Raw genomic sequence first — 25,674 nt, forward strand, 5'->3', positions numbered from 1 at the left:
CGACGGGGTGCGCGACAGTTCGATGGAGCGGATCACGATCACCGATCCGGCTGCCCATGCCTTCAAGTGGCAGCGCGCCCACGAGACCACGGCCGATGCGCTGACCGCGGTCGGGGCCCATAACAAATCGGGCTCCTCGGGCTATCACTTCCTGTTCCAGGAAAGCTTTGCCAACGACTTCACCAACCTGTCGTCGACGGATGCGCGCCACGCGGTGCTGTTCTCCTCCTACAATGCGGAGCATTACAACACCCTGCACATGCTCTACACAAACCGGGACATCAACTTCCACGGGTCCCCGGATGACGAGAACACCATCGTCATCGACGTGAACGAGCAGGATTACCCGGTCGGGTCCTCGCCGCAATGGCAGGCGGTCCATCCGGGCGTGCGCGGCCTGCACCCGCTGTCGGACATCGAAGGCAACGACGTCACCTTCAAATATGCCCGCTCCGGCGACCGGTCCGACCGGATCGTCGCCCATGAGGATGGCGGCAATATCGCGATGCGTGACGGGTCCGACCTCGGCCTGGGCCAGGGCGGCAATGACACGATGAACGGCGATGACGGCAACGACACGCTGCAGGGCTATGGCGGCGACGACAAGCTGAACGGCGGCGAAGGCAAGGACACCCTGGCCGGCGGCGTCGGCAACGACACCCTGCGCGGCGGCAATGACAACGACCTGCTGGTCGGCGGGTCGGGCGATGACGTGATCAATGGCGGCGCCAATGGCGACGACCTCTATGGCGGCGCCGGCAGCGACACGTTCCTGCGCCTCTTCGAGGACTTCACCGACACGATCTACGACTTCGAGGCCGGGGTCGGCGGCGATGTGATCCGGATCCGCGGCTCTGCCTATACCGCCTTCTCGCAGCTCAATCTGCGCCAGGTCGGGGCGGACGTGATCGTCGATTTCGGCCCCACCGGCTATACCGAGCTCAAGGGCATCCAACTGGCCGATCTTGTCTCGGCGAACTTCGCCTTCGAAGGCGACAATGCCCCGGGCCAGACGATCGAGATGCGAGCGACGCAGCTCTTTGCCGTGGGCACCGACAAGGGGGATATCTTCACGGCCAGCCGGGCCCATGTGGACAGCCCCGACTTTAAAGTTCTGGGCGGCACGGGCTTCGACGTGATCAAGATCTCCCAGAGTTCGCTGAATGCCAACCTCGGCGAGATCGGAACCTTCACCGGGATCGAGGGCTTCGACGTCTCCGGCATCGAGACGCTCGGCCTCGTGGTCGAGAACCCGCTGGTGTCGCAATCCAACAGCTCCAAGCTCTATATCGACGTGGGCGATCCCTCCGCCGGGAACCCGGTACTGCTGGATGTGGGTCCACTGGGCCGGGGCAAGAACGTGTTCATCGACGGCTCGCGCGAGGTGCAGCTGACCGGTGGTCGCGAGCATACGGTGAAATCCGATGACGATGTCGGCACCAATATCGTTGGCGACGTGCTGCGCGACATCATCTATGGCGGTCGCGCCAATGACTCGATCCTCGGCGGGGATGGCAATGACGTGCTGTTCGGGTCTGCCGGTGATGACACGCTGCAGGGCCAGGGCGGCAATGACACGCTCAACGGTGGTCCGGGCTCGGACCTGCTGATCATCGACGATGCCGGCGACCGGGTCGCGGAAAGCAACCGCTGGGACGGCCATGACACGGTCCAGGCCAGCGTCGACTTCCGCATGGGGCGCGCGCATATCGAGGATCTGGTGCTGACAGGCGATGCGATCCTCGGCGCCGGCAACGGCCTGCGTAACGTGATCACCGGCAACGACCAGGACAACATCCTGGACGGCGGCAAGAACGTCGACACGCTGGTGGGCGGGGATGGCAACGACACCTACCTGCTGCGGGCGCCCGGCGACAACGCCGTGGAGCTGGAAGGCGGCGGCATCGATACGGTCCGAGCCTTCCGCTCGATCCAGCTCGATGCGAACGTGGAGAACCTCTATATCCAGACCCTGCGCAACGATGCGGGCGAAGGGGTGCCAGGGGTGAACGGCATCGGCAACGAGCTGAACAACACGATCGTGGGCAACCCGTTCGACAACTCGATCATCGGTCGCGAAGGCCGCGACACGCTACGCGGTCAGGCCGGGGCGGACAGCTTCGTCTTCGACCGGGCGCTGGCGCCGGACAACGTCGACCGGATCATCGACTTCAACGTCAACGAAGCCGATGAAGGCGACAAGCTGATGATGAAGCAGACGGTCTTTGCCGGCGTGGTGAAGGGCATCCTGTCGGCCGACGCCTTCGTCGCCGGCACGGCAGCGCTCGACGCGGATGACCGGTTCATCTTCGACCAGGTCTCGGGCCAGCTGTGGTTCGACATCGACGGCACCGGCGCGCAGGATCAGCAGCTCATCGCAACCTTCGAGCAGAACGCCCTCGTCACCGCAAGCGACATCGAGCTCTTCTGAGCAAGGCAGACACCGAAAAGTTACCCGCCCCCGGTCGAAAGACCGGGGGTTGTTGCGTCAATTACAAATGCGCGGCTCCGTACATGGCAAAACATGCCGGGATGGTAGAGGATATGGACAGCAAAGCTGCGCCCGAAGATAGTGCCAAGACGCAAAACCGTGACGAGAGACCATGGCGAATACCGTCGAAACACAACGCTTCGAGGCAGAGGCCCGCGCCGGAGAAACCGTCGGCGAGGTCGCCTATCGCCGCATTCGCCTGGATATCGTCAACGGACGTCTGCAACCCGGCGAAAAGCTAAAGCTGGATCGGATGAAGCAGGTCTACGAGGCCAGCGTTACCACCCTCCGCGAAATCCTGAACCGCTTGGCCGTCGAGGAGCTGGTGGCCGCCGAGGGCCAGCGCGGGTTCCGCGTGGCCGATGTCACGGCGGCGGAACTGCGCCAACTGGGCGAATTGCGGGCGCTGCTGGAAACCCATGCGCTGCGCCAGTCGATCGAACGCGGAGACCTGGACTGGGAGGCCGGCGTCGTGGCCGCCCATTACAAGCTGTCAGTGCTGGAGCGCGGGCTGATCGGTGACATGGCCGAGCCGGTCGAGAACTGGGTCGCCTGCGACTGGGGTTTTCACTACGCCACGATCTCGGCCTGCGACCAGCCGGTGCTGGCGCGAACTCATGCGTCGATTTTCGACCGGTTCGTCCGGTATCACATGCTGGCGCTGAGCTTTCGTGGTCCGCCCGCAGCGGCGGAACACGCTAAGCTGCGGGACCTGGTCATCGAACGGAAGGCCGACGCGGCTGTCGAACTGCTTGGCCGTCACATCCGCGGCGGAATAGAGCACATCCTGTCGACCGGACGCTTCGATTAAGGCCGATGCGTTCCGGCTCGAAGGGTGTCAGGCGCGCGCCCATTCGGCCAGCTTGCGGATCGCGAAATCGTAGCCCCGGATGCCGCAGCCTTCGATCTTTGCCGCCGCCGCGCGGGAGACGTGGCTGGGGTGGCGGAACTCGTCGCGCTTGAACAGCGGAGAGATATGTACCTCGATGATTGGCTTGTCGTAGATCAGCAGGCTGTCGAGGATCGCGATGGAGGTCGAGGTGAACCCCGCCGGGTTGATCAGCAGGCCGGCGGTGAAGCCGCGCCCCTGCTTGATCCACTTCATGATCTCGGCCTCGCTGTCGCTTTGCTTGAAGTCGATGGCAAAGCCTTCCTCGCCGGCGACCTGCTCGCACAGCTTTTCGACATCGGCCAGGGTGTCATGGCCGTAGACCTCGGGCTGGCGCGTGCCAAGCATGTCGAGGTTGGGACCATTGATGATGAGGATCGTGTCGGACATCGAATTCTCCGGGAGTGTCAGCCGTTATAGCCGTAGAGGCGAGGGAGCCAGAGCACGAGCTCGGGCAGGAAGGTGATGATGGCGAGGCCCGCGACCATGATCGCGAGAAAGGGCAGCAGGTGCCGGATCGTATCGCGGATCGGCGACCGGGTGATCGAGGTCACCACGAAGAGCAATAGTCCGTAGGGCGGCGTAGCCAGCCCGATCATCGTGTTGACCACGACGATCACGCCGAAATGCACCGGGTCGACGCCCAGCGACACGGCGGTCGGCAGGAAAATCGGGACGATGACCAGCAGGATCGCGTTCGCCTCCAGCAGGCAGCCCAGCAGAAGCAACATGGCGTTGACCATGAGCAGGAAGGACACCCGGGTGAGCTCCGTTTCGCCCAGGGCACCACGGATCACGTTGGGCACCTGTTCGATTGTCACGACGTAATTGAAGGCCAGCGCCCCCGCGATCAGGAAGCCGACGGCGGCGGTGGACTTGGCGCTTTGGCGGACCGTGTCGAACGCCATGCGCAGCGTGACCGAACGGTAGAACACCGTCGAGACGAGGAAGGCATAGAGCGCGGCCAGCGCCGCCGCTTCGGTCGGCGTGGTGATGCCGCCATAGATGCCGACGAGCAGGATCACCGGCATCAGCAGGGCGGGCACCGCGCGCAGGGTGATGCCGGGCAGTTCGCGCAGCGGCACGGCCTCTTCGACCGGATAGTCGTGGATGCGTGCCTGCCACGCGTTCATGACCATCAGCAGGATGCCGAGGATCAGGCCGGGCACGACACCGCCCAGGAACAGGAACCCGATCGAGGTGTCCGAGACCAGCGCATAAAGCACCATTGGGATCGACGGCGGGATGATCGGCCCGATGATTGCCGAGGCGGCCGTGATCGCGCCGGCGTAGGAGCCGGGATATTTCCCGTCCTTGGTCATCAGGTTGATGATGATCCGTCCCATGCCAACCGCATCCGCGATGGCCGACCCGGACATGCCCGAGAAGATCAGCGAGGACACGACGTTGACATGGCCCAACCCGCCGCGGAAGCGGCCCACCAGGGCGCGGCAGAAATCCAGCAACTTGTCCGAGAGGGAGCCGACGTTCATCAGGTCGGCGGCGAAGATGAAAAGCGGGATCGCCAGCAGCACGTAGGAGCCGTAGAGCCCGGTCAGCATCTGCTCGAACGCGATGGACATGTCCTGCCCCTGCAGCAGCAGGTAGAAAACGGAAGATGCCAGCATGGCATGGCCGATGGGCAGGCCGATGATGGCGGTGAGGATGATGGCGGCAACGGCCGCGCCGAATTCCCAGCTCATTCGGAGAAATCCTTGCGTCCGAGGTCCTCGACAGAGCTGAGGCCGGTGTCACGATTGGTGGCGGCGGTCCAGAGGATCCACGCGTAGCGCAGGATCGTCACGACCGAAAAGATCAGCGCGATAGAATAGACCCAGTTGAAACGGATATCGAGATATGAGGTCTTCTGAATTTTCATGAAGATCACGAAATCCCACAGCGCGGGCAGCGACCAGACATAGATGCCGACGAGGAAGACGGAAAAGATCACCCGGAACCAGCGCCGCACTTGCGGGCGGGCGCCGCCATAGACGATGTCGAAGCGGATTTCATCGCGTTCCTCGGCCGAAACCGACTGCCCCCAGAGCAGGATCCAGAGCCAGGCGATGACGCAGACCTCCACCGTCCAACCGACGGGGCTGTCCATCACGTAACGCATGAAGACCTGGATGATGAAACAGACGAACATGGCCGCCAGGAGGATGGCCGGCACGGCTTCGGCCAAGCCGCGCAGCATTCGGATCGGTCGTGAGGGGGAAGTCATGGGCTCTGTCCGTCAGCGCCGGCCCCGAGAGAGATCACGGGCCCGGCGCGTTGCAATTGGCGGAGGTCTTATTCCGCGAGGGCGTTGATCCGGTCGACCATACCGTCCGGCCAGCTTTCGGCGAAGTCGGATTCCAGGTATTTCTGCTGGGCATAGTCGCGGAAGGCGATCCGGTCGGGTTCATAGACCTTCAGGCCTTCATCCTTGAAGAACTGGACCAGTTCCGCTTCGCGGTCGAGGTGCCGCTGGGTCGACTTGGCGATGGCCTCGTCCACGGCGGATTGCAGGGTTTCCTTCTGCTCGTCCGAGAAACCGTCCCAAAGCTCTGCGCTGATCGCCAGCACGTCGAAGCCGACGAGGTGGCCGGTCAGGACGATCTGGGACGTCACTTCATAGAACTTCATGTTGTAATCGTTGGGCAGCGGATTGTCCTGACCGTCGATCGCGCCGGTCTGAAGGGCGGTATAGACCTCTGCATAGGCCAGCGGAGTCGGGTTGGCGCCGATGGCTTCGCCCAGGAACTGCCATGCGTCACCGCCGGGCATCCGCATGGTGATGCCGTCCAGGTCTTCGGGCTTCATCACTTCGATCTCGGGGGCCAGGTTGACTTGGCGGGTACCGAAATAGACCGGGGCAAGGACGTGAATTCCGGCCTCGGCGGCCATCGCGTTCAGCTCTGCCCCGACATCGCTGTCAAAGGTCGCGTCGAGATGGGCGGCATCGCTGAAGAGGTAGGCCGACGTCACGATGGACCATTCGGGGATCTGCTCGGCGATGGTCTGGGGCGCGATCAGGCCCATTTCCAGGTTGCCCCGCTGGATCGAGGTCATCTCGGACCCCTGGGCGACCAGGGTGGCGCCGTTGAAGACCTGCATGTCGAACGTGTCGGACACGGCCTCGGCGATTTCGGCGAAGGCTTCGGCGCGGATATCGTTGTCGGACACGACCGAGGACAACCGGAGGGTCGGCTTGTCCTGCGCGATGGCGAAGCCCGGCAGGGTCAGCGCCGTGGTCGCGGCGAGGGTGACCGCGAGGGCGGTACGGCGAGTGAAGTGTGTCATTGGTTTCCTCCCTTTGACGTTGTCACCGGAGGGCCCGGTGAAGCTGGTGCATTATTGTAGGATAAAACTCATAATGTCCTACGTTTTTCAAGTGGCCGGAATTCCTTTCGGCCGCTGAAGGCGTTTGAGCGCGGCGATCCGGAACGGGGCATTGGGCGCCCCGTATCCTTCGTAGCCGCCGCGACGTTCGACGATTTCCAGGAACATCTGCCCGGCGAAGGGCTGAGAGTAGAGCTGGAAGAATTCCCCTTTGTCATCCGCATCGTAGAGGATGTTGTAGCGCCGCATGAGGTCGAGCGTTTCAGCGTCGAGGTCGAAACGCGCCGCGAGGTCGTCGAAGTAGTTGGGCGACATTTCCAGCGCCGGGAAGCCGCGCAGGCGCAGGGCTTCGGCGGTGGAAAAAATGTCGTCGGTGGCCAGGGCGACGTGCTGGACGGTGGCGCCGAATCCCTCGGCCAGGAAAGACCCGGCGAGGGTCCGGTGGGTTTCGGCCCCGTTCAGCGTGATGCGGAAATCCCCAGAGGGCGAGGCGATGGCGCGGCTGCGCACCAGCCCGTCAGGGTCGACCACGTCGACCATCGGCGCCTTCGCCATGTCGAACAGGGTGGTGTAGAACAGCGACCAGGACAGCATCTCGTCATAGGTCATGGTCTGGGCGATATGGTCGATCCGGGTCAGGCCGGCATTCTGCTCGACCGAGGTTTCGGGCAGGAATTCCACGTCCCAGACCTCGGACAGCGACCCGTCATCGATGAAATGCAGTACTGATCCGCCAAGACCGCGGATTGCGGGGATCGGCAGTTCGCCGGGGCCGAGCGGCTGGGAAAACAGCTTTGCGCCAAGCGCCGTGGCGCGGGTGACGGTATCATGGGCGGAGCCGACGGTGAGGCCGATATCGCAGACCGTGGTGCCCCGCGCATTCCAGGCATTGGCGGCGTGACCAGTCTGTTCGGCGTTCAGCACGATCCGGATACCGCCCTGTTCCCACAGCGTCACCGCCTTGGAGACATGGCGCCCGGCCCGGCGGAACCCCAGGCTGTCGAGCAGCTGCTCCAGTCGGGCCAATGCCTCACCCTGGGCGGCAAATTCGACGAAAGCCGTGTCCTGGACCGGGATCGGCGCAGGCAGCAGCGGCAGGTCCGGCACGGCCTCCGGTTCGGCGCGGCGGACGTCATCCATCAGCGCGATCAGCGACCGGTGCCCGTCCTGCGCGATGGTGCCCGGGGACCCGCCCCGAAACTGGTCATTGAAGATCTCGAGGCTGATGGGACCGGAATAGCCGGTGGCCATGACCGCGCGCATGAAATCGGTGACCTGCAGATCGCCCTCGCCCGGCATGTTGCGGAAATGGCGGGACCAGTAGAGCAGGTCCATTTCGATCGCGGGCGCATCGGCCAGTTGCACGAAGAAGATCTTGTCGCCCGGAATGCGGCGGATGGTTTCGGGGTCGATGCCGCGGCCCAGCGTGTGGAAACTGTCGAGGATCAGACCGACATTCGGGTGATCAGCCCTGCGCACGATTTCCCAGGCATCGCGGTGATCGTTGACATAACGTCCCCAGGCGAGCGCCTCGTATCCGACACGGAGACCACGGGCGGCGGCGCGGTCCCCAAGTTCCGCGAAATCCGCTGCCGCGCGGTCGATCCCGCCAAGCGCCTCGGGATGGACCGAGGAACACACGAGAACCAGATCGCAGCCCAGTTGCTGCATGACGTCGAACTTGCGCTCTGCCCGGTCGAATGCCTTTGCGCGCAGAGGGCCCGGGAGCCCCTCGAAATCGCGGAACGGCTGGAACAGCATCACTTCGAGCCCCGCATCGCGGATGCGCTGGCCCACGGCCTTTGGGCTTCGCAGGTCGGCGATGAAATCCTGTTCGAAGATCTCGATCCCGGTGAAACCGGCGGCGGCAATGGCCTCGATCTTTTCCTCGAGATTACCCGAGATGGAAACGGTGGCGATCCCTGTCTTCATCAGCTCACCCCTGCCCCAACTTGCGGAAGGTGTCGCCCATGCGTTCGGCATCAGCGGGTTGCCCGGTAAACAGCTCGAACGCGCGGACGGCCTGGAAGATGGCCATGCCCTCGCCCGCAAGGGTGCGACAGCCCAGACCGCGCGCGGCCTTGAGGAATGCGGTTTCGAGCGGGAAGTAGATGATGTCGGCGACCCATTGCGACGGATCGAGCAGCGTTGTGTCGATCGGTGTGCCGGGCAGTTTCGCCATGCCGACCGGCGTCGCGTTCACGACCCCGTCGGCTTGGGCGACAGCCGCTTCGATATCGGTTACTGGCGAGGCCACGTCGCCGACCGCGCGGGCCAGGTCCGCCGCGGCGCTCTCGCGATTGTCGTGGATCAGGAGCGCGCCGACCTTCATGTCGGTCAACGCATGGGCCAAAGCTGCGCCTGCCCCCCCGGCGCCGATCAGCAGCACCGTGTTCATCGCCGCCTTCGGCAGGCCAAGGCGGAGGCTTTCGGAGAACCCCCAGAAATCGGTGTTGTGACCGAAACGCTGGCCGTCGCGGAACACCACGGTGTTGACCGCCCCGATGCGACGCGCCGCGTCCGAAAGATGGTGAAGGTGCGGGATGACCGCCTGCTTGTAGGGAAAGGTGACGTTGAGCCCGGCAAAGCCCTTGCCCTCGGCCCGGTCGAGGATTTTGGGCAGATCGTCCTCAGTCCCGGCATCGGTGTCCAGCAGGTCGTACTGGCAGGTCAGACCCTGCGCGGCGGCCTCGGCCTCATGCATGGCGGGGGTGCGGGAGAGCTGGATACCGCGCCCGACCAGACCCATCCGGAAAGAACGGGTCGGCGACTGTGCGGTCTGTGCTGCCGGGTTGGATTGCATTCTGGCGTGGCCTCCCCTCCACTCTGGCCAGCAAAATGTTCCAGACGGTACAATTCGTCAAGCCGAAATGTACTAACTGGATCATTTCGTTTCTGCTACGCCTTGTGTAGAGGAGCCCCATGAGCATGACGACGGATGCAGAACGGCGTGGCTGGACGCAGAACCCCGAGGCGGTGAAACAGGATATCCTGGCCGTCGCGTTGGAAGAATTTGCCGCCAACGGCCTGTCGGGCACTCGGGTGGATGCCATCGCGTCGCGGACACGCACCTCCAAGCGGATGATTTATTACTACTTCAAGGACAAGCTGGGGCTTTATACGCAGGCGCTTGAAGCGGCGTACCTCAAGGTGCGGGAGGGCGAGGCGTCGCTGGACCTGGACCACCTACCGCCTCAGGAGGCGCTCGCCCGGCTGGTGGCATTCACCTTTGACCATCACCGCAAGAATCCGGACTTCATCCGCATGGTGATGATCGAGAACATCCACAACGCCGAGAACCTGGCCGAATCGCAGGTCATCCGGGACATGAACGTCGCCGCGATCGAGAAGCTGTCGGATATCTGCCGTCGCGGGCAGGAGGCCGGCGTGTTCCGGGACGGACTGGACCCAGTCGCACTGCACTGGCAGATCAGCGCAGTGAGCTTTTTCAACATGTCGAACCGGCCATCCTTTTCCGCCATCTTCGGCGGCGACCTTTTCGAGGAAGCAGGCCAGGAAGCGATCCGCCAGCAGACGGTCGACAGCATCCTGGCCATCGTTTGCGCCAAGGGCGCGCAGCCCCGCGACTGAGGCGGCCTAGACCGCCTTCAGCAGGCGCAGCGCGTCGTAGATCGCGGCATGTGTGTTGCGCGACGACACGGCATCGCCGATGCGGAACAGCTGGTAGCTGCCTTCGGGATTGCGGACGATGGTCTGTTCGGTTCCGGCGACCAGCGCCTCGTAATCAACCTCGCCCCGGTTGGTCGATCCGTCCTGAAGGTCGAAATAGAGGTCGTCCAGCGGGCGGGTGCCGTTGTTGACCACGATCTGATCGACCTGACGTTCCCGCGTGGTGGTGCCGAAATCGCTGCCGATCTCGGCGATCAGCTGGTTGCCCTCGCGCCGGGCGCCATCGAGCTTCCAGGCCACGGTGAAGGTCACGTCCTGCGCCTGCAGCTTGCGCAGGGCGGGGGTCAGCGACATCGACATCACCTCGGCCGAGATATTGCGGTCGCGGGTCATGAGCTCGACCTTCGCTCCGGTGGCCGAGATCTTCTCGGCGGCTTGCAGCGCGGCGTAATCCCCGGCCTCGTCGTAGATCAGCACGTTGCTGCCCGGCGCGGCATCGCCCGACAGGATGTCCCAGGCCGACACGACAAGGTCATTACCGTGCGGCAGCATGTCGGTATGCGGCAGGCCGCCGGTGGCCACGATGACGACATCGGGCTTGTCCGCCTGCACCGTCTCCGCATCGGCGAAGCTGTTGAAACGGAAGGTCACGCCCAGCCGTTCGCATTCCTGCACCCGCCACTGGATCAGCTGAATCATCTCGGACCGGCGCGGGGTCTGGGCGGTCAGGCGAACCTGACCGCCGGGATCGTTGGCGGCCTCGTGCAGGATCACCTCGTGTCCACGGGTGGCGGCGACGCGGGCGGCCTCGAGCCCGGCAGGACCGGCGCCGATGACGACGACGCGGCGGCGTGTCTCGCCAACCGGCACCTCCTGCGGCTGCTCCAGCTCGCGCCCCGTCGCCGGGTTATGCAGGCAGAGCGCCATGCCCCCCTGGTAAATCCGGTCGAGGCAGTAATTCGCGCCGACGCAGGGGCGAATGCGGTCCTCTTCGCCGCGCAGGACCTTGGCGACGATATGCGGATCGGCCATGTGCGCGCGGGTCATGCCCACCATGTCGAGCTTGCCGCTGGCGATGGCGTGGCGCGCAGTGGCGACGTCCTGGATCTTGGCGGCGTGGAAGGTGGGGAATTGCGTTTCGGCCCGGATCTCTCCGGCGAAGTCGAGATGTGGGGCAGAGGCCATGCCCTGCACCGGAATCACGTCGGTCAACGCCGCATCGGTTTCCAGGTGGCCGCGGATCACGTTGAGGAAATCGACAAGACCGCTGGTCTTTAGCCGGCGCGAGATCTCCATCCCGTCTGCCTTGGTCAGCCCGCCCTGCACGTTCTCGTCCGCGGTGTAGCGGATGCCGACGATGAATTCGGGGCCGACACGGTCGCGGATGGCCTGCAGCACCTCCATCGTGAAGCGCATGCGGTTCTCGAGCGAGCCACCGTAGGGCGCGTCGAGGTCATTGGTGCGCGGCGACCAGAAGCTGTCCATCAGGTGGCCGTAGGATTCCAGCTCGATCCCGTCGAGCCCGGCGGCCTGCATCCGTTCGGCGGCATCGGCATAGTCCTGAACGATGCGGGCGATGTCCCAATCCTCGACCTTCTTGGGATAGGCGCGGTGCGCAGGTTCCCGGTCGTGGCAGGGCGAGACGGAGGGCAGCCAATCCGCCTTGTCCCAACGGGTGCGGCGGCCGAGGTGGGTCAGCTGGATCATCACCGCCGCGCCATGGTCGTGGCATTCATCGGTGAGCTTTTTCATCCAGCCCACGACCTCGTCCTTCCAGGCGATGATGTTGTTGAAAACCGGCGGGCTGTCCCGCGAGACCGAGGCCGACCCGGCGGTCATCGTCAGCGCCACGCCCGCCCGCGCCCGCTCCACATGGTAGGCGCGATAGCGATCCTTGGGCATCCCGTCCTCGGGATAGGCCGGTTCGTGAGAGGTGATCATGAACCGGTTCTTCAGGGTCAGATGCTTCAGCTTGTACGGCTGGAGGAGCGGATCGTTGGACATGGCAGAACTCCTTTGCTGGATCAGCGATTCCACAAAATGTTCAGACATGTCAAGTTTTCGTTCATCGATGTATATTTCCGATTGGCCCGCGCCGCCCGAATGGTTAAACTGTCGGCATGAACAAGAACGACCCCACGGATCCCGGCGACAAGGGCTGGCGCGGATCGCGCGAGTTATGGCTCGACGCGGCCAAGGCGGCCCTGCTGGACGGCGGGATCGAGGCGGTGAAGATCCAGCCGCTGGCCAGCGGGCTGAACCTGTCGCGCACCAGTTTCTACTGGTTCTTCAAGGATCGCGCGGCGATCCTGGACGCGCTGCTGGATGATTGGGACGCCTCGAACACCGCCGCCCTTGTCGACGGCTGCGAGGCCTACGGGGCCAGTATCGCAGAGGCGGTACTGAACCTGCTGACAGTGTTCCTGGACGAAACCCGGTTCGAGCCGCGCTATGACACGGCGATCCGGGGCTGGGCGCATCAATCCGACGCGGTGACGGCCCGCGTTGCCGCCGCCGATGACCGGCGACTGGCCGCGATCCGGGCGATGTTCGACCGGTTCGACTTTGCCCCCGACGAAGCGGATGCGCGGGCGCGGACGATCTACCTGGTGCAGATCGGCTATATCTCTTTGCAGACGCGGGAAAGCCTGGCGGAACGGATGACCCGCATCCCCGCCTACGTGAAAACCTTCTGCGGCCAGGACCCGACCGCGGCAGAGCTGGAGCGATTCCACGCCCGCCACGATTACCACCCGCAGGGCCTGCCGGCCTAGCGCTGCGCGTCGATCAGCCAGTCCCGGAACACCCGCGCCTGGGCCGAGGCGCGTGGATGGGTGCGCAGGTAGAAGACATGCGGCGACGGCATCCGGTCGGGCACCAGGCGCGTCAGATCCCCGGCCTCGAGAAGCGGGCCGATCAGACCGGTCCAGCCCAGCACCGCCCCTGCCCCGTCGCGCGCCAGTTGCAGGGCGATCATGTGGTTGTTCACCGCGATCCGCCGCCCCGTCGGCGCGCCCTGCCCGAAGGCCGCCAGCCAGGTGGCCCAACCGGTCCAGTCCACGCCGTCGGCCACCACGTGGATCAGCGGCGCGTGGCACAGGTCCGCCACCGTGCCGATGCCGTTGGAGGCGGCAAATTCCGGCGCCGCGAGGGCGACGATGTCGTCATGGAACAGGACCTGGCATTCCTCGTCCTCGGGCATCGCGCCGTAATGGATGCTGAGATCGGCCCGCCCCGCCGGCGCAGCGACATCGCTGACGATCTGCGACACGACGATTTCCGGCCGCGCCCGCCAGAACGAGGCGATCTGTGGTGTCAGCCAGAAGGCACTGACGGCGGTGGTGACCTGGATGATGACGTCATCGGCCTCGACCGACGACCGGATCTCGCGAATGGCGTCGGACATGCCCTCGAACCCGCGCTGCAGGGCGACGAAAAGATAGGCGCCCGCCTCGGTCAGATCGACCCCGCGATGCTGGCGCCGGAACAGCGGAACGTCCAGTTCCGATTCGAGCCCCTTGATCTGGTGACTGACCGCGGCGGGGGTCACGTTCAGTTCTGACGCGGCGGATTTGAAGCTTAAATTCCGGGCAGCGGATTCGAAGCAGACCAGCGCGGTCATCGAGGGAAGGTCGTAGGGACGGGGCATCGCGTCGCTTTCGTTTCACTTGGTGACGGAAATTGAACAGGTGAACTGAGCTAACTCAAGATTAGATTTTTTGCCATTGCGCAATAGGGCCATGGATCGCAATGCGAAAGTTGAAGTAATCCAACAAAGCATCGGGAACCCTTGCAAATGTCCCACGCCCTCTCCGACATGCTGGCCCGCCGCGAGCCCGGTTATTCGCTGGAACGCGCCTTCTATACCGATCCCGAGATCTACGAACGGGACCTGGAGGCGATCTATTATCGCGAGTGGCTGTTCGCCATTCCGGCCTGCCAGCTGACCAAGACGGGGTCCTACGCCCAGTTGCAGATCGGCGCCTATAACGTGGTGATCGTGCGCGGTGCGGACGGCGAAATCCGGTCCTTCCACAATTCCTGCCGCCACCGCGGTTCGGTGATCTGCAAGGCCCGCGACGGCCAGGTGGCCAAGCTGGTCTGCCCCTATCACCAATGGACCTACGACCTGGACGGCAAGCTGATCTGGGCTCGCGACATGGGCCCCGATTTCGACCCGACGCAGCACGGGCTGAAGCCGGTGCACCTGCGCAACCTGGCCGGGCTGATCTACATCTGCCTGGCGGACGAGGCACCGGATTTCGACACCTTCGCCGAAACCGCCCGCCCCTACCTGGAAGTGCATGACCTGCACCGGGCCAAGGTCGCCTACAGCTCTACCATCGTGGAGAAGGGCAACTGGAAACTGGTCTGGGAAAACAACCGCGAATGCTATCACTGCGCGGGCACCCACCCGGCGCTGAGCCGGTCCTTCCCGCTCGACCCGGCCGTGGCCGGAGTGTCGGCGGACGGCTCCGTCCCGGCCAATCTTCAGGCCCATTTCGACAAGTGCGAGGCCGCGGGCGCGCCGTCGAAATTCCACCTTGGCGGCTATGCCGGGCAATACCGCCTGGCGCGGATGCCGCTGGAGGAAAAGGCGCTGAGCTACACGATGGACCTCAAGCCCGCCTCGCGCCGGCCGCTGGGCCGCGTGACCGTGCCCGATGCCGGGACTCTGCTGAAGTTCCATTACCCGTCGACCTGGAACCACTTCCTGCCCGATATCTCGCTGACCTTCCGGGTCACACCGATCGGCCCGCAGGAAACCGAGGTGACGACATGGTGGCTGGTCGACAAGGATGCCGTGGAAGGCGTCGATTACGACATGAAGCGCCTGACCGAGGTCTGGGTGTCCACCAATGACGAGGATCGCGAGATCGTCGAGGCGAACCAGCAGGGCATCAACTCGCCCGCCTATGTGCCGGGCCCGTACAGCCCGATCATGGAAGACGGCGTCGAACAATTCGTCGACTGGTACGTGAAGACCATGCAGCGCAGCCTGTCCCCGCGCAGCGTCGCGGCGGAGTAACCTGCGATGACGGCCATGACCCCGACCCTCGCCTTCTGGCACGATGACGAACCGCTGGAATGCGTGTCGCGCCTGCCCGAGGCGCCGAACGTGGTGACCTTCACCTTCCAGGCGCCGTCTGGCGCGCTCTTCCGGTTCAAGCCGGGACAGTTCGTGACGCTGGAACTGCCCGTCGCGGGCGGGCCTTTGCACCGGACCTATACCGTGTCCTCGTCCCCGTCGCGGCCGACCTCGCTGACGATCACGGTGAAGGCACAGGAAGGGTCGATCGGCACGCGCTGGATGCTGGACAACCTGGAGCCCGGCACGCGGCTCAAGGCGATCGGGCCGGGCGGGACGTTCTCGCATCTGAACCACCCGTCCGAGAAATACCTGTTCATCTCGGCCGGGTCGGGCATCACGCCGATGATGTCGATGACGACCTACATGTACGACGCGGGGCGCGACCCGGACATCGTCTTCATCAACTGTGCCCGGCGACCGTCCGAGATCGTGTTCCGCCAGCGGCTGGAGCATATGGCCTCGCGGGTGCAGGGGCTGGAGCTGGCCTGGGTGGTCGAAGGCACCGACCGCTACCAGCCCTGGACCGGGTATCGCGGGCAGTTCAACCAGCTGCTTCTGGGCCTGGCCGCGCCCGACTACCTGGATCGCGAGGTGTTCTGCTGCGGACCCGAGCCCTTCATGACCGCCGTGCGAGAGGCGCTGGTCGGCCTGGGCTTCGACATGGATCGCTACCACCAGGAAAGCTTCCATGCGCCGGTGGGCGAGACGGATGAATTCCCTGAAGGCGTGACGCTCGACGACGAGGTGAAGGCCGAGATCGAGTTCGTCACCTCCGGCGTCACCATCGAAGTCGCCGAGACCGAGACATTGCTGGGCGCGGCACGGGCGGCCGGGCTGGCGATCCCCTCGGGCTGTACCTTCGGGGTCTGCGGGACCTGCAAGATCAAGAAGACATCGGGCCAGGTGCACATGGTGCACAATGGCGGGATCACCGACGAGGATATCGAGGACGGCTACATCCTGGCCTGCTGTTCGAACCCGATCGGAAAAGTCGCCGTGGAGGCCTGAGCGACCTCGACGCCACGGGTCTTCACGGTACGACCGCCCCTGCCCGGGGGCGGTCGTTTCAGTTTTTGCAAACCACGTGGGGCGCAGTTTGCAAACGGGTCAGATATCCAGCGCGTTGGCTTTTTCCCAGTCCGAGAAATGGCCCATGTAGCTGTTCCATTCCTGGGTCTTCATCTTCACGAAGGCGGATGAGAATTCGGCGCCCATCATCTCTTTCAGCGCGGCATCGCCATCGTATTCGCGGATCGCATCCAGCAGGTTGAGCGGCAGTTTTTTCGCATCGGTGACCGTATGCCCTTCGGCGTACATGTCGATATCGTAGCGCTTGCCCGGATCGGCCTTGCTGCGCAGACCCGACAGGCCGGCGGCAATGATGACCGCCTGCAGAAGGTAGGGGTTCGCCGCCCCATCAGGCAGGCGCAGTTCGAACCGGCCCGGCCCCGGCACGCGCACCATGTGGGTCCGGTTGTTGCCCGACCAGGTCACGGTGTTGGGCGCCCAGGTGGCCCCCGAGGCGGTGACCGGCGCGTTGATCCGCTTGTAGCTGTTCACCGTCGGGTTGGTGATCGCGGCAAGGGCCGTCGCGTGCTTCATGATCCCGCCCAGGAAGGACCGGCCATCGGTCGACAGGCCCAGCTCCTGCGCGTCATCGGCGAAGACGTTGGTCTTGCCCGTCTTGTCCCAGACCGAGATATGGGTGTGGCAGCCATTGCCGGTCAGGCTGGCGATCGGTTTGGGCATGAAGGTGGCGCGCAGGCCGTGCTTTTCGGCCACGGATTTCACCATGAACTTGAAGAAGGAATGCCGGTCGGCAGTCACCAGCGCGTCGTCGAATTCCCAGTTCATCTCGAACTGGCCATTCGCGTCCTCGTGGTCGTTCTGGTACGGTCCCCAGCCCAGATCGAGCATGTAATCGCAGATCTCGGCGATAACGTCATAGCGGCGCATCACCGCCTGCTGGTCATAGCAGGGCTTTTCCGCGGTATCGAACGGGTCGGAGATCGCGTCGCCTTCGGGGGTGAGCAGGAAGAACTCTGCCTCGACCCCGGTCTTGACGTACAGGCCTTCGCCCTCGGCCTCTTTCAGAAGGGTTTTCAGGACATTGCGCGGGGCCTGAGCAACCGGTTCGCCCTCCATCACGCAATCGGCGGGGACCCAGGCGACATCGGGTTTCCAGGGCAACTGGATCACCGCATCGGCATCGGGTACGGCCAGCATGTCGGGATGCGCGGGCGTCATGTCGAGCCAGGCGGCAAAGCCCGCAAAGCCTGCGCCGTCCGCTTCCATATCCGCGATGGCCTGGGCGGGGACGAGTTTCGCCCGCTGGCCGCCGAAGAGGTCGGTGAAGGAGACCATGAAATACTTGATGCCGTGTTTCTTGGCGAAAGTGGCGAGTTTGCTCATCGGTGGTCCCCTTCGTGGTCGTGTCCTGTTGGTCGGTGTCAGTTGATCGGATGCGGGCGCGGCTTGCAAAAGCGGGGGCGGGGCGCGTCGGCAAACGCGCGGCCAGCACCCAAAATTTGGGCAGTTTCACAGCCATGATCCCGGGACGTCCCGCCAGACGGGGCAAGGCTTTCGCGAGGGGACACCGGCGCCACGCTCAGAACCCCGGCTTGCCCGGGTACCAGTCGGTCCCGGCCAGCGGCACCTTGGCCATGGCGGCGGCCTCCATCGTCAGGGCGCAGAGGTCTTCGGGTTCCAGGTTCAGCACGTGGCTCTTGCCGCAGGCGCGGGCGAGCGTCTGGCATTCCAGCGTCATCACGTTGAGGTAGTTGCGCAGCCGCCGCCCCGCTGCGACAGGGTCTAGCCGTGCGCCAAGCTCCGGGTGCTGCGTGGTGATACCGGCGGGATCGCGTCCCTCGTGCCAGTCGTCATAGGCGCCGTGGGTGGTGCCCAACGCCTGGTATTCGGCTTCCCATTTTGGGTCGTTATCGCCCAGCGCGACAAGGGCCGCGGTGCCGATGGCGACCGCATCCGCACCAAGCGCCAGCGCCTTGGCCACATCCGCGCCCGAGCGGATGCCACCCGAGACGACAAGCTGCACCTCACGATGCATTCCGAGATCCTGAAGCGCCTGCACGGCGGGGCGGATACAGGCCAGCGTCGGCTGGCCCACATGTTCGATGAAGACGTCCTGCGTGGCCGCCGTGCCGCCCTGCATCCCGTCCAGAACGACGACATCGGCCCCGGCCTTCACGGCCAGAGCGGTATCGTAATAGGGCCGTGCGCCGCCGACCTTGATGTAGATCGGCACCTGCCAGCCGGTTATTTCCCGCAACTCGAGTATCTTGATTTCAAGGTCATCGGGGCCGGTCCAGTCCGGGTGACGGCAGGCCGACCGCTGGTCGATCCCCTGCGGCAGGTCACGCATGCCCGCAACGCGTTCCGTGATCTTCTGGCCCAGCAACATGCCGCCGCCGCCGGGCTTGGCGCCCTGCCCGACCACGATCTCGATCGCATCGGCGCGGCGCAGGTCATGCAGGTTCATGCCGTAGCGCGAGGGCAGGTACTGGTAGACGAGCTTTTCCGAATGGCCGCGCTCTTCCTCGGTCATGCCGCCGTCGCCGGTGGTGGTCGAGGTGCCGGCCATGGTCGCGCCACGGCCCAGGGCCTCTTTCGCCTGGCCCGACAGCGCGCCAAAGGACATGCCCGCGATGGTGATCGGGATCTTCAGCTCGATCGGCTTTTTCGCAAACCGTGTGCCAAGCGTGACCGAGGTGTCGCATTTCTCGCGATACCCTTCGAGCGGATACCGCGACATGGACGCACCGAGGAACAGCAGGTCGTCGAAATGCGGCACCCGCCGCTTCGCCCCGCCACCGCGGATGTCATAGATGCCGGTGGCCGCGGCGCGCCGGATCTCGGCGTTCACCTCGCGGGAGAAGGTCCAGGATTGGCGCGGTTCGGTCTGGGGGGTCTTGTCCATCTGGCGCCTCAATATTCGTCGATATGGTCGATGTTGAAATTGTAGAGCTTGCGGGCCGAGCCGTAGCGCCGGAACTCCTCGGGCGTGGCGTCGGCTCCGGCGCGGGTCAGCAGGTCCGCGAGGATCTCAAGATGTTCGGGGCGCATCTCTTTCTCAATGCAATCGGCGCCGAGCGACTTGACCGATCCGCGCACGAAAAGCCGCGCCTCGTAGAGACTGTCGCCAAGCGCATCACCTGCATCGCCCAGAACGACGAGGTTGCCCTTCTGCGCCATGAAGGCGGACATGTGACCGATATTACCGTGCACGACGATGTCGATGCCCTTCATCGAGATCCCGCAGCGCGAGGACGCGTTTCCCTTGATGTTCAGGAGCCCGCCATGGCCGGTGGCCCCGGCATATTGGCTGGCATCGCCGTCGATGATGACCTCGCCGGACATCATGTTTTCGGCCACGCCCGGCCCGACCGATCCCTGCACGTGAACGGTCGCCTGCGCGTTCATGCCGGCGCAGTAATAGCCCGTCGACCCCTTGACCGTCACATGGATCGGCGCATCCAGGCCAACGGCCACGGCATGCGATCCGCGCGGGTTTTCGATCACCCATTCGGTCTGGTTGGTCTGTGCGGCCTGGGCCTGCAGGGTGGCGTTGACCTCCCGTAGGTCAGTGGCGGCCATGTCGAGGCTCTGCATTCTCAGCGCTCCCAGAAGTAGACGGTGGCGGGTTCGGGCTCCCACACTTTTGCGGTGTCGATGCCCGGCAGGTCGGCAAAGGCCCGGTATTCCGAGGCGAAGGCGACGTAATCGCCGGTTTCGGCCATCACGGCAGGCTTGCAGGCAATCGGGTCGCGCACCACGCCGAAGCCGTTGCGGGTGCCGGTCACGAAGGTGAAGAACCCGTCGAGATCCTCCAACGTGCCTTCCAGCGCCTCGCCCAGCGTCGCGCCCTCGGCGATGCGGGAGGAGATGTAGGCGGCTCCCACCTCGGTATCGTTTTCGGTCTGGGTGACCACGCCCTTGCGGGCCAGTCGGCGGCGCATCTGGTTGTGGTTCGAAAGCGACCCGTTATGCACAAGGCACTGGTCGTCGGCAGTGGAGAACGGATGCGCGCCCAGCGTCGTCACGGCGCTTTCGGTGGCCATCCGGGTGTGGCCGATGCCATGACTGCCGCCCATGTCGCGCAGGTTGAACCGGGCGGCGACATCGCGCGGCAGGCCGGTTTCCTTGTAGATCTCCATCGCCTCGCCCACGCCCATGATCCGCAGCCCGCGGGCTTTCAGCAGGTTGATCGCGGCATCACGCTTGTCCGCCGGCAGGGTCAGGATGGCATGGGTGTCGGCGATACGCAGGCCGATGGAACCAAGCGCGTCGGTCAGCGCCGCGTCCAGCCCGTCGAAATCGGTGGCGGGGTCGTCGGATTGCACGGTGATCTTCACCCCGTCGCCGCCCGTGCCGTAGATCGCGATCCCCGCACTGTCGGGGCCACGGTCTGTCATGGTGATCAGCATGTCCGTCAGCATGGCGCCCAGCTGCGGACGCATCTCATCGTTTTTCAGGAAAAGGCCAACAATCCCGCACATCGCATATCCCTTTCGATCCGGGCCGTCCCGGCCCACGTCTGCACTAAGGGGAAAATAAGTTTCCCTTCAAGAAATTTCGAGAGCCCGCAGGAATGCTCCGGTCTTTTGACCAAATCGCAGGCAGGATCAGCGGGACTGGGGGTAGGTGATGACCGACAGGTAGCGGATCGGCAGGGTCTTCAGCACCTCCGGCCCGTGCGGCGCATCGGAATCGAACAGCAGCGAGTCGCCGGGTTCCAGCAGGTAGATGCGGTCGCCGTGGCGGTACTCCATCTCGCCCTCGAGGATATAGAGCATCTCGATCCCCTCGTGCTGGAAGGTGGGGAAGCGGTCGCTCTCGCTGTCCAGCGTGATGAGGTAGGGTTCGACCACGACGCCGGAATTGTTCGACCCGATATGACCCAGGAGGTTGTATTGATGGCCCGCGCGGGTGCCGGCGCGGTCAATCTCGACCCCCTCGCCCGCCTTGACATGCATGCAGCCGCGCTCCGCCTCGTAGCCCGAGAAGAGCTGCACCAAGGGAACCCGAAGGGCATGGGCCAGGGCCGAAATGGTGGATAGCGACGGCGAGATCACCCCGTTTTCGATCTTGGACAACATGCCCACGGACAGGCCGGTCTGCGCGGCCAGTTCCGCGCCGGTCATGCGCTGGCGCTTGCGCAATTCCCGCACCTCGCGGCCAATCGCAACCTCGAGGTTCTTCTCACGCGTTTCGCGCAGGGCGTGGGGGTTCTGCTGCAGACGCTTGTCAGTCTTGCCCATGGTCCGGGCCTTTCCTGAGGGATGACGGGTTTCCGGTGGGGAAATTTCCTATCCCACAAGGAAACAGCGGTCACGGCAGGATGGCAAGGGGGCGCGGCACCGCGCGCCGCACTGGCATGGGGTCTGCCAGCCGATTGGGCCGTCATTCGATCAGGACGAACCGGGTGCCGCAGATCGTCACGACATTGCCTTCGACCGGCAGGTTGCGCGCGCGGGCGGCAGACAGGATGCGGGCGGCATCGCTGGTGCGGATATCGAGCGAGGACAGCCCCGGCCCCCGGTCATCGCGCAGGGGCACGAACCGCAGCGCGGCATTGGCCAGCAGGATATGCGGCGTGCCATGTCGCCGCTCGACCGGCAGGCCAGAGACGGCGGACCAATGCGCCGCCAGCCCCTGCGGGTCGTCGTGCTGCAATTCGGCGGCAAGGATGCCATGGGTCACGTCGGAAGGCGGGACCTCCTGCCATTCCAGCCCGCCGGAAGGGTTCCAGTGGCCGGTCACGTCGCCGACATCGTCCCACTCGACCTCGAAGAAGGCGGCGCGCATGTCAGCGGGATGCAGTTGCATGATGTGCCAGTGGCCCCGGTCGCTGTCATAGGCGACGCGAACATCGTTGGCGGCGGCATTGGCGCGGATGGCCTCTTGTTCGGCCTTCCTGCGGACCTGGGTGATGACCATATAGCCACCATCGCCGCCCCGCCGGTCGATATAACGCCCCGCCGCCGTGCCGGGTTGGGTGGGCGAGACGACCTCCAGGAACTGGGTACCGAAGGCCATCAGGATGTTCTCAAGCCCGAATTTCCCGACCGCCGGATCGACATGGCAGACCGGCGTGCCAAAGACCGCCTCGAGATCGGCACGGATCGCCGCAAGGTCTGCCCCGACAAGGCATATCTGGCGCAGGTAGAGGCCCAATGGGCAGTTCCTTTCCTGAACACGGGTTCACGCGGCATGTGCGGTTCGAGGAGGATAAACCGTCGCCCCGATCCGTGACGCTGTCCAGCACCACGGTGCGGCGAAGGGTCATCCGGGTCAAGGCCCCACCCCCATCCCTCTGACCACCCACGCGATCCCTGTCACCTGACCTTCTGCGATCCTTGACCCGCCTGTTCCCCCGACCTAGGCTGAGCGCCTGACATGCGTCAGGCTTGCGGCCGCCAAGGCGTGCATTCCAGGAGGAGGACAAGATATGCGCCAACACGAGGGTGCCCCCACGCGGGCGTCACAGCGCATGCAGGGCAATGACCCGAACATCGCGGCACCGAACCGGGGCCCCGCATGAGCGGGGACAAGGCCGACGCACCGACCCTGATCGCACCGTTGCCGCAGCACCGTTTCGACGAAGCGGCCCTGGCCCGATGGCTGTCCGACGCCGTGCCGGAGGCCACCAACGGCGTCGAGGTCCAGCAATTCCAGGGCGGAATGTCAAACCCGACCTACCTGCTGACCCTCCGCTCGGGCCGGCAGCTGGTGCTGCGCAAGAAACCACCGGGGCAATTGCTGCCCAAGGCTCATGCGGTCGACCGGGAATTCCGGGTGATGCAGGCCCTGGCCGAAACGGACGTGCCCACGCCCAAGATGATCGCCTATTGCGAGGATGCGTCGGTTCTGGGGGCCGAATTCTTCGTCATGGACCACGTCGAGGGACGGATCATCCCGCCCCCCTCGATGACCCCTGTAGCCCGGCCGGACCGCGTGCCGCTGGCCCATTCGCTGGTGGATACGCTGGCCGCCCTGCACAACGTTCCCTGGCGCGAGGTCGGGCTGGAGGGCTTCGGCTGGCCCGAAAACTACATGCGCCGCCAGACCACCCGATGGGCCAAGCAATACGAGGCAGCAAAGTCGGACCTGCCGGCCGATTTCGACTATTCCCAGATGGATTGGCTGCGCGACTGGCTGCTGGATCATTGCGAGGTCGCGGATGAAAGCGCGATCACCCATGGCGATTACCGCCTGGGCAATGTCGTCGTGCATCCGACCGAGCCGCGCGTCGTCGCCGTGCTGGATTGGGAGCTGTCGACGATTGGCCATCCGCTGGCCGACCTGGCCTATACTTGCCTGCACTATTATCTGCCCCGCGACCTGCCGGGCGTCGTGGACCTGGAAGAGGCCGGATTGCCCAGTGAGGCGGAGATGCTGGAGCGCTATTGCGACAAGACCGGCCGCGACGGGGTCCCCAACTGGCCGCTCTTCGTCGCTTTCGCCTGTTTCCGCAGTGCGGCCATCATCCAGGGGGTCGCGGCGCGGGCCGCGCGGGGCAATGCCAGCAGCGCCAGCGCCGATCCGGTCCGTGACGGAAACCGCGCCCGCCGCGTGGCCGAAACCGGGGCCGCCGTCGCGCGGGGTTGAGTTGGCTCTTGGGCCTCGTCTGTCGTCGATAAGGGGGCAATGCTGGGAGACCGCGACACGAGGACAGGGTCAGTCGTCGAAGCCCTGCTTCGCGCCTTCGGCCTCTCCCAGCAGGGTCCGGGTCATGGCGGCCGCCCCTGCGGCGACGGTCCGCACGATCTTTTCTTCCGGTGCATCCTTGGCCAGCCAATCCCGCATCGGGCCGAAAGCCGACAGGAAAATCAGCAGGTTGGCGAGGATCTCGACCTCCGCAACGTCGACATCGCGACCGGCGCGTTGGCGCAATTGCTCGGCCAGGGAGCCGATCAGGGCGATATCGCGCATGCGCATCGCCTTGCGGTCTTCGTCCAGCATATGCGGCACGGAGCGATAGACCAGAAGGGTGCCCTTGCGCTTGGTCCGCCAGGTGTCACGATAATAGCGGGCGAAGGCCTCTTCCAGCGACAGGGAGCTGTCTGCCAGCACGTCCGGCAGCGCGATCACGTCCTTGCGGAACCACAGCTGGTTCAGCAGCCGCCGCAGGATGTCGTTCTTGTTGGCGATGTAATCGTAGATGCTGGCCTGGTTGACGCCAGAGCGCGCGCAGATATCGCGGATCGTGGTCGAGGCGAAGCCCTTTTCCAGGAACAGTTCCAGCGCGGCATCGCAAATTTGTTCGCGGCGCGACTGCACGAGATCGGAGTTCTGGACCGAGGTGATTTCGGCCTCTTCCAGGGTCGTTTCCGGCGCGCCCGGGGTGTCTTTTGGGTTCGGTTGGCCTGCCAATTGGATACCTTGATGCCGCTGATCGGGTCGAAACTATCGGTCGCACTATAGAGGCACAAGGTCTACGTTCAGACATGGAGGAGACCAAAAAAATGGCCGCCCGACCTTGGCATCGACAGGAGATATTTGCCTACCGCCAGACAGATTGGGAAGAAATCCGTGTTCTCCCATTTCCGCGCTAGCCCAGACGCGATTTCGGTCAGCGTGACTGCTCTCCTTTCTGTTGTAGTGTGCAATAATATCTGCCCGAAAAACATCGGTAGGGCTTCGTATGTCCTTCCCCCTAGAACTGGGCCATTACATCGACCGCTGTCCGGCAAGGCATTACGGAGCAATGGTCCGAGAGGGATGAAGAAGACCCGGAGGATTTACAATAACTTGGGTCTTCAGATACGCCACGGCCAACCGAAGCGCCGGGTGAAGGCGAAACTGCGGCGGGGGGCCGTCAGGAAGCGGTCGGGCCGAACGATGTCTGGCCCATGGCTTTCGCGCTCAACCAACTCGCCATCGGCAAGATCCTCCCCATCCTGAATGTTTTCAACACTCATTCCCAGCTCTTTCCGGCGGCCGATCCTCGGTTCGCCTACCACGGTGAAGACGTCGTTCAGACGCTCGAGAAAGTCGTCGTCAACATCGGCTACCCGAAAACGATCAGCGTCGATAACGGCAGCGAGTTCATATTCCGCGGCCTCGATCTCCGGGCCTATGCCAATGACGTCACGCTGGACTTCGCACGGTCCGGGAATCCGACTGATAACGGGTTTATCTTGCGTCGGGGCAAACCTTCCCCCGGACTGGTTGCTGATCCTGACCTGCCCCCCGCGAAATCCCTCACCTTAATGTAGAGTCTGCGCCAAC

At 64.4% G+C, this 25,674-nt stretch carries 21 protein-coding genes and 2 pseudogenes; 8 read left to right on the forward strand and 15 right to left on the reverse strand.

Annotated elements, in window-relative coordinates; all coding sequences use genetic code 11:
• Both ATO9_RS24980 and ATO9_RS22205 read left to right on the forward strand, forming a co-directional pair.
• Positions 1-2,431 (forward strand): annotated as a pseudogene (locus ATO9_RS24980) (calcium-binding protein); the annotation flags it as partial.
• 172 nt (positions 2,432-2,603) lie between these two features.
• Entirely contained in the window at positions 2,604-3,302 is a 699-nt protein-coding gene (locus ATO9_RS22205; RefSeq protein ID WP_043754708.1) for a GntR family transcriptional regulator, read from the forward strand.
• A gap of 27 nt (positions 3,303-3,329) precedes the next feature.
• Here the strand turns inward: ATO9_RS22205 and ATO9_RS22210 are convergent, their stop codons facing one another.
• From ATO9_RS22210 to ATO9_RS22235, 6 genes are all read right to left on the reverse strand, one after another.
• Entirely contained in the window at positions 3,330-3,770 is a 441-nt protein-coding gene (locus ATO9_RS22210; RefSeq protein ID WP_043754710.1) for a type II 3-dehydroquinate dehydratase, read from the reverse strand.
• Positions 3,771-3,787: 17 nt separating this feature from the next.
• Entirely contained in the window at positions 3,788-5,083 is a 1,296-nt protein-coding gene (locus ATO9_RS22215) for a TRAP transporter large permease (RefSeq protein ID WP_043754712.1), read from the reverse strand.
• Positions 5,080-5,604, reverse strand: a complete 525-nt coding sequence (locus ATO9_RS22220) for a TRAP transporter small permease (RefSeq protein ID WP_043754714.1) — start codon at positions 5,602-5,604, stop codon at positions 5,080-5,082. Before ATO9_RS22220 ends, ATO9_RS22215 begins: the two co-directional genes overlap by 4 nt.
• A 68-nt stretch (positions 5,605-5,672) precedes the next feature.
• A complete protein-coding gene (dctP, locus tag ATO9_RS22225; protein ID WP_043754715.1) occupies positions 5,673-6,665 on the reverse strand; it encodes a TRAP transporter substrate-binding protein DctP in 993 nt (330 codons plus the stop codon).
• A gap of 87 nt (positions 6,666-6,752) precedes the next feature.
• Positions 6,753-8,636, reverse strand: coding sequence for a bifunctional sugar phosphate isomerase/epimerase/4-hydroxyphenylpyruvate dioxygenase family protein (locus ATO9_RS22230; protein ID WP_043754718.1), 1,884 nt, complete (start codon positions 8,634-8,636; stop codon positions 6,753-6,755).
• Positions 8,637-8,640: 4 nt separating this feature from the next.
• Positions 8,641-9,507, reverse strand: a complete 867-nt coding sequence (locus ATO9_RS22235; protein WP_052418540.1) for a shikimate dehydrogenase — start codon at positions 9,505-9,507, stop codon at positions 8,641-8,643.
• Between the two features lie 119 nt (positions 9,508-9,626).
• On the opposite strand from ATO9_RS22235, the gene ATO9_RS22240 reads away from it, so the two are divergent.
• Positions 9,627-10,295 carry a TetR/AcrR family transcriptional regulator gene (locus tag ATO9_RS22240; RefSeq protein WP_043754720.1) on the forward strand — a complete coding sequence of 223 codons (669 nt, stop codon included), beginning with the start codon at positions 9,627-9,629 and terminating at the stop codon, positions 10,293-10,295.
• A gap of 6 nt (positions 10,296-10,301) precedes the next feature.
• Here the strand turns inward: ATO9_RS22240 and ATO9_RS22245 are convergent, their stop codons facing one another.
• Complete coding sequence (locus ATO9_RS22245) at positions 10,302-12,338, reverse strand: NADH:flavin oxidoreductase (protein WP_043754721.1); 2,037 nt, start codon at positions 12,336-12,338, stop codon at positions 10,302-10,304.
• A 116-nt stretch (positions 12,339-12,454) separates the two neighbouring features.
• Between ATO9_RS22245 and ATO9_RS22250 the strand changes: the two genes are divergently transcribed.
• A complete protein-coding gene (locus tag ATO9_RS22250) occupies positions 12,455-13,108 on the forward strand; it encodes a TetR/AcrR family transcriptional regulator (RefSeq protein WP_043754723.1) in 654 nt (217 codons plus the stop codon).
• Here ATO9_RS22250 and ATO9_RS22255 read toward each other — a convergent pair.
• Positions 13,105-13,983, reverse strand: a complete 879-nt coding sequence (locus tag ATO9_RS22255; RefSeq protein WP_043754725.1) for a LysR family transcriptional regulator — start codon at positions 13,981-13,983, stop codon at positions 13,105-13,107. The two genes, ATO9_RS22250 and ATO9_RS22255, sit on opposite strands and share 4 nt — an antisense overlap.
• 147 nt (positions 13,984-14,130) lie before the next feature.
• Here ATO9_RS22255 and ATO9_RS22260 point away from each other — a divergent pair, with 147 nt between their 5' ends.
• The gene (locus ATO9_RS22260; protein ID WP_043754727.1) at positions 14,131-15,363 is read left to right on the forward strand and encodes an aromatic ring-hydroxylating oxygenase subunit alpha; all 1,233 of its coding nucleotides are present in this window, start codon (positions 14,131-14,133) and stop codon (positions 15,361-15,363) included.
• Between the two features lie 6 nt (positions 15,364-15,369).
• Positions 15,370-16,434, forward strand: coding sequence for an FAD-binding oxidoreductase (locus tag ATO9_RS22265; RefSeq protein ID WP_043754729.1), 1,065 nt, complete (start codon positions 15,370-15,372; stop codon positions 16,432-16,434).
• A 99-nt stretch (positions 16,435-16,533) separates the two neighbouring features.
• Here ATO9_RS22265 and glnT read toward each other — a convergent pair whose 3' ends face one another.
• From glnT to ATO9_RS22295, 6 genes are all read right to left on the reverse strand, one after another.
• The gene (glnT, locus tag ATO9_RS22270) at positions 16,534-17,838 is read right to left on the reverse strand and encodes a type III glutamate--ammonia ligase (protein WP_043754731.1); all 1,305 of its coding nucleotides are present in this window, start codon (positions 17,836-17,838) and stop codon (positions 16,534-16,536) included.
• A 196-nt stretch (positions 17,839-18,034) separates the two neighbouring features.
• Positions 18,035-19,360, reverse strand: coding sequence for an FMN-binding glutamate synthase family protein (locus ATO9_RS22275; protein ID WP_043754732.1), 1,326 nt, complete (start codon positions 19,358-19,360; stop codon positions 18,035-18,037).
• Positions 19,361-19,368: 8 nt separating this feature from the next.
• The gene (locus ATO9_RS22280) at positions 19,369-20,052 is read right to left on the reverse strand and encodes a GltB/FmdC/FwdC-like GXGXG domain-containing protein (protein ID WP_043754735.1); all 684 of its coding nucleotides are present in this window, start codon (positions 20,050-20,052) and stop codon (positions 19,369-19,371) included.
• 2 nt (positions 20,053-20,054) lie between these two features.
• Complete coding sequence (locus ATO9_RS22285; RefSeq protein WP_043754737.1) at positions 20,055-20,939, reverse strand: class II glutamine amidotransferase; 885 nt, start codon at positions 20,937-20,939, stop codon at positions 20,055-20,057.
• A 126-nt stretch (positions 20,940-21,065) separates the two neighbouring features.
• On the reverse strand, positions 21,066-21,701 hold the full coding sequence (locus tag ATO9_RS22290; protein ID WP_043754739.1) for a helix-turn-helix domain-containing protein: 636 nt from the start codon (positions 21,699-21,701) through the stop codon (positions 21,066-21,068).
• A gap of 142 nt (positions 21,702-21,843) precedes the next feature.
• Positions 21,844-22,617: a VOC family protein gene (locus ATO9_RS22295; RefSeq protein ID WP_052418541.1), complete on the reverse strand. Its 774-nt coding sequence runs from the start codon at positions 22,615-22,617 to the stop codon at positions 21,844-21,846.
• A 363-nt stretch (positions 22,618-22,980) separates the two neighbouring features.
• On the opposite strand from ATO9_RS22295, the gene ATO9_RS22300 reads away from it, so the two are divergent.
• Complete coding sequence (locus ATO9_RS22300; RefSeq protein ID WP_043754742.1) at positions 22,981-24,051, forward strand: phosphotransferase family protein; 1,071 nt, start codon at positions 22,981-22,983, stop codon at positions 24,049-24,051.
• A 69-nt stretch (positions 24,052-24,120) separates the two neighbouring features.
• Here ATO9_RS22300 and ATO9_RS22305 read toward each other — a convergent pair whose 3' ends face one another.
• Complete coding sequence (locus ATO9_RS22305) at positions 24,121-24,816, reverse strand: TetR/AcrR family transcriptional regulator (RefSeq protein ID WP_052418542.1); 696 nt, start codon at positions 24,814-24,816, stop codon at positions 24,121-24,123.
• 348 nt (positions 24,817-25,164) lie between these two features.
• Between ATO9_RS22305 and ATO9_RS22315 the strand changes: the two are divergent.
• A pseudogene (locus ATO9_RS22315) lies at positions 25,165-25,583 on the forward strand (IS3 family transposase); the annotation flags it as partial.
• Positions 25,584-25,674: the final 91 nt, after the last annotated feature.

This window comes from Pseudooceanicola atlanticus (assembly GCF_000768315.1).
GTDB classification, from domain to species: Bacteria; Pseudomonadota; Alphaproteobacteria; order Rhodobacterales; family Rhodobacteraceae; genus Pseudooceanicola; species Pseudooceanicola atlanticus.

Coding starts and splice junctions, on each gene's coding strand:
- ATO9_RS22205 (WP_043754708.1), top strand. CDS start 2,604: ATGGCGAATACCGTCGAAACACAACGCTTCGAGGCAGAGGCCCGCGCC.
- ATO9_RS22210 (WP_043754710.1), bottom strand. CDS start 3,770: ATGTCCGACACGATCCTCATCATCAATGGTCCCAACCTCGACATGCTT.
- ATO9_RS22215 (WP_043754712.1), bottom strand. CDS start 5,083: ATGAGCTGGGAATTCGGCGCGGCCGTTGCCGCCATCATCCTCACCGCC.
- ATO9_RS22220 (WP_043754714.1), bottom strand. CDS start 5,604: ATGACTTCCCCCTCACGACCGATCCGAATGCTGCGCGGCTTGGCCGAA.
- dctP (WP_043754715.1), bottom strand. CDS start 6,665: ATGACACACTTCACTCGCCGTACCGCCCTCGCGGTCACCCTCGCCGCG.
- ATO9_RS22230 (WP_043754718.1), bottom strand. CDS start 8,636: ATGAAGACAGGGATCGCCACCGTTTCCATCTCGGGTAATCTCGAGGAA.
- ATO9_RS22235 (WP_052418540.1), bottom strand. CDS start 9,507: ATGCAATCCAACCCGGCAGCACAGACCGCACAGTCGCCGACCCGTTCT.
- ATO9_RS22240 (WP_043754720.1), top strand. CDS start 9,627: ATGAGCATGACGACGGATGCAGAACGGCGTGGCTGGACGCAGAACCCC.
- ATO9_RS22245 (WP_043754721.1), bottom strand. CDS start 12,338: ATGTCCAACGATCCGCTCCTCCAGCCGTACAAGCTGAAGCATCTGACC.
- ATO9_RS22250 (WP_043754723.1), top strand. CDS start 12,455: ATGAACAAGAACGACCCCACGGATCCCGGCGACAAGGGCTGGCGCGGA.
- ATO9_RS22255 (WP_043754725.1), bottom strand. CDS start 13,983: ATGCCCCGTCCCTACGACCTTCCCTCGATGACCGCGCTGGTCTGCTTC.
- ATO9_RS22260 (WP_043754727.1), top strand. CDS start 14,131: ATGTCCCACGCCCTCTCCGACATGCTGGCCCGCCGCGAGCCCGGTTAT.
- ATO9_RS22265 (WP_043754729.1), top strand. CDS start 15,370: ATGACGGCCATGACCCCGACCCTCGCCTTCTGGCACGATGACGAACCG.
- glnT (WP_043754731.1), bottom strand. CDS start 17,838: ATGAGCAAACTCGCCACTTTCGCCAAGAAACACGGCATCAAGTATTTC.
- ATO9_RS22275 (WP_043754732.1), bottom strand. CDS start 19,360: ATGGACAAGACCCCCCAGACCGAACCGCGCCAATCCTGGACCTTCTCC.
- ATO9_RS22280 (WP_043754735.1), bottom strand. CDS start 20,052: ATGCAGAGCCTCGACATGGCCGCCACTGACCTACGGGAGGTCAACGCC.
- ATO9_RS22285 (WP_043754737.1), bottom strand. CDS start 20,939: ATGTGCGGGATTGTTGGCCTTTTCCTGAAAAACGATGAGATGCGTCCG.
- ATO9_RS22290 (WP_043754739.1), bottom strand. CDS start 21,701: ATGGGCAAGACTGACAAGCGTCTGCAGCAGAACCCCCACGCCCTGCGC.
- ATO9_RS22300 (WP_043754742.1), top strand. CDS start 22,981: ATGAGCGGGGACAAGGCCGACGCACCGACCCTGATCGCACCGTTGCCG.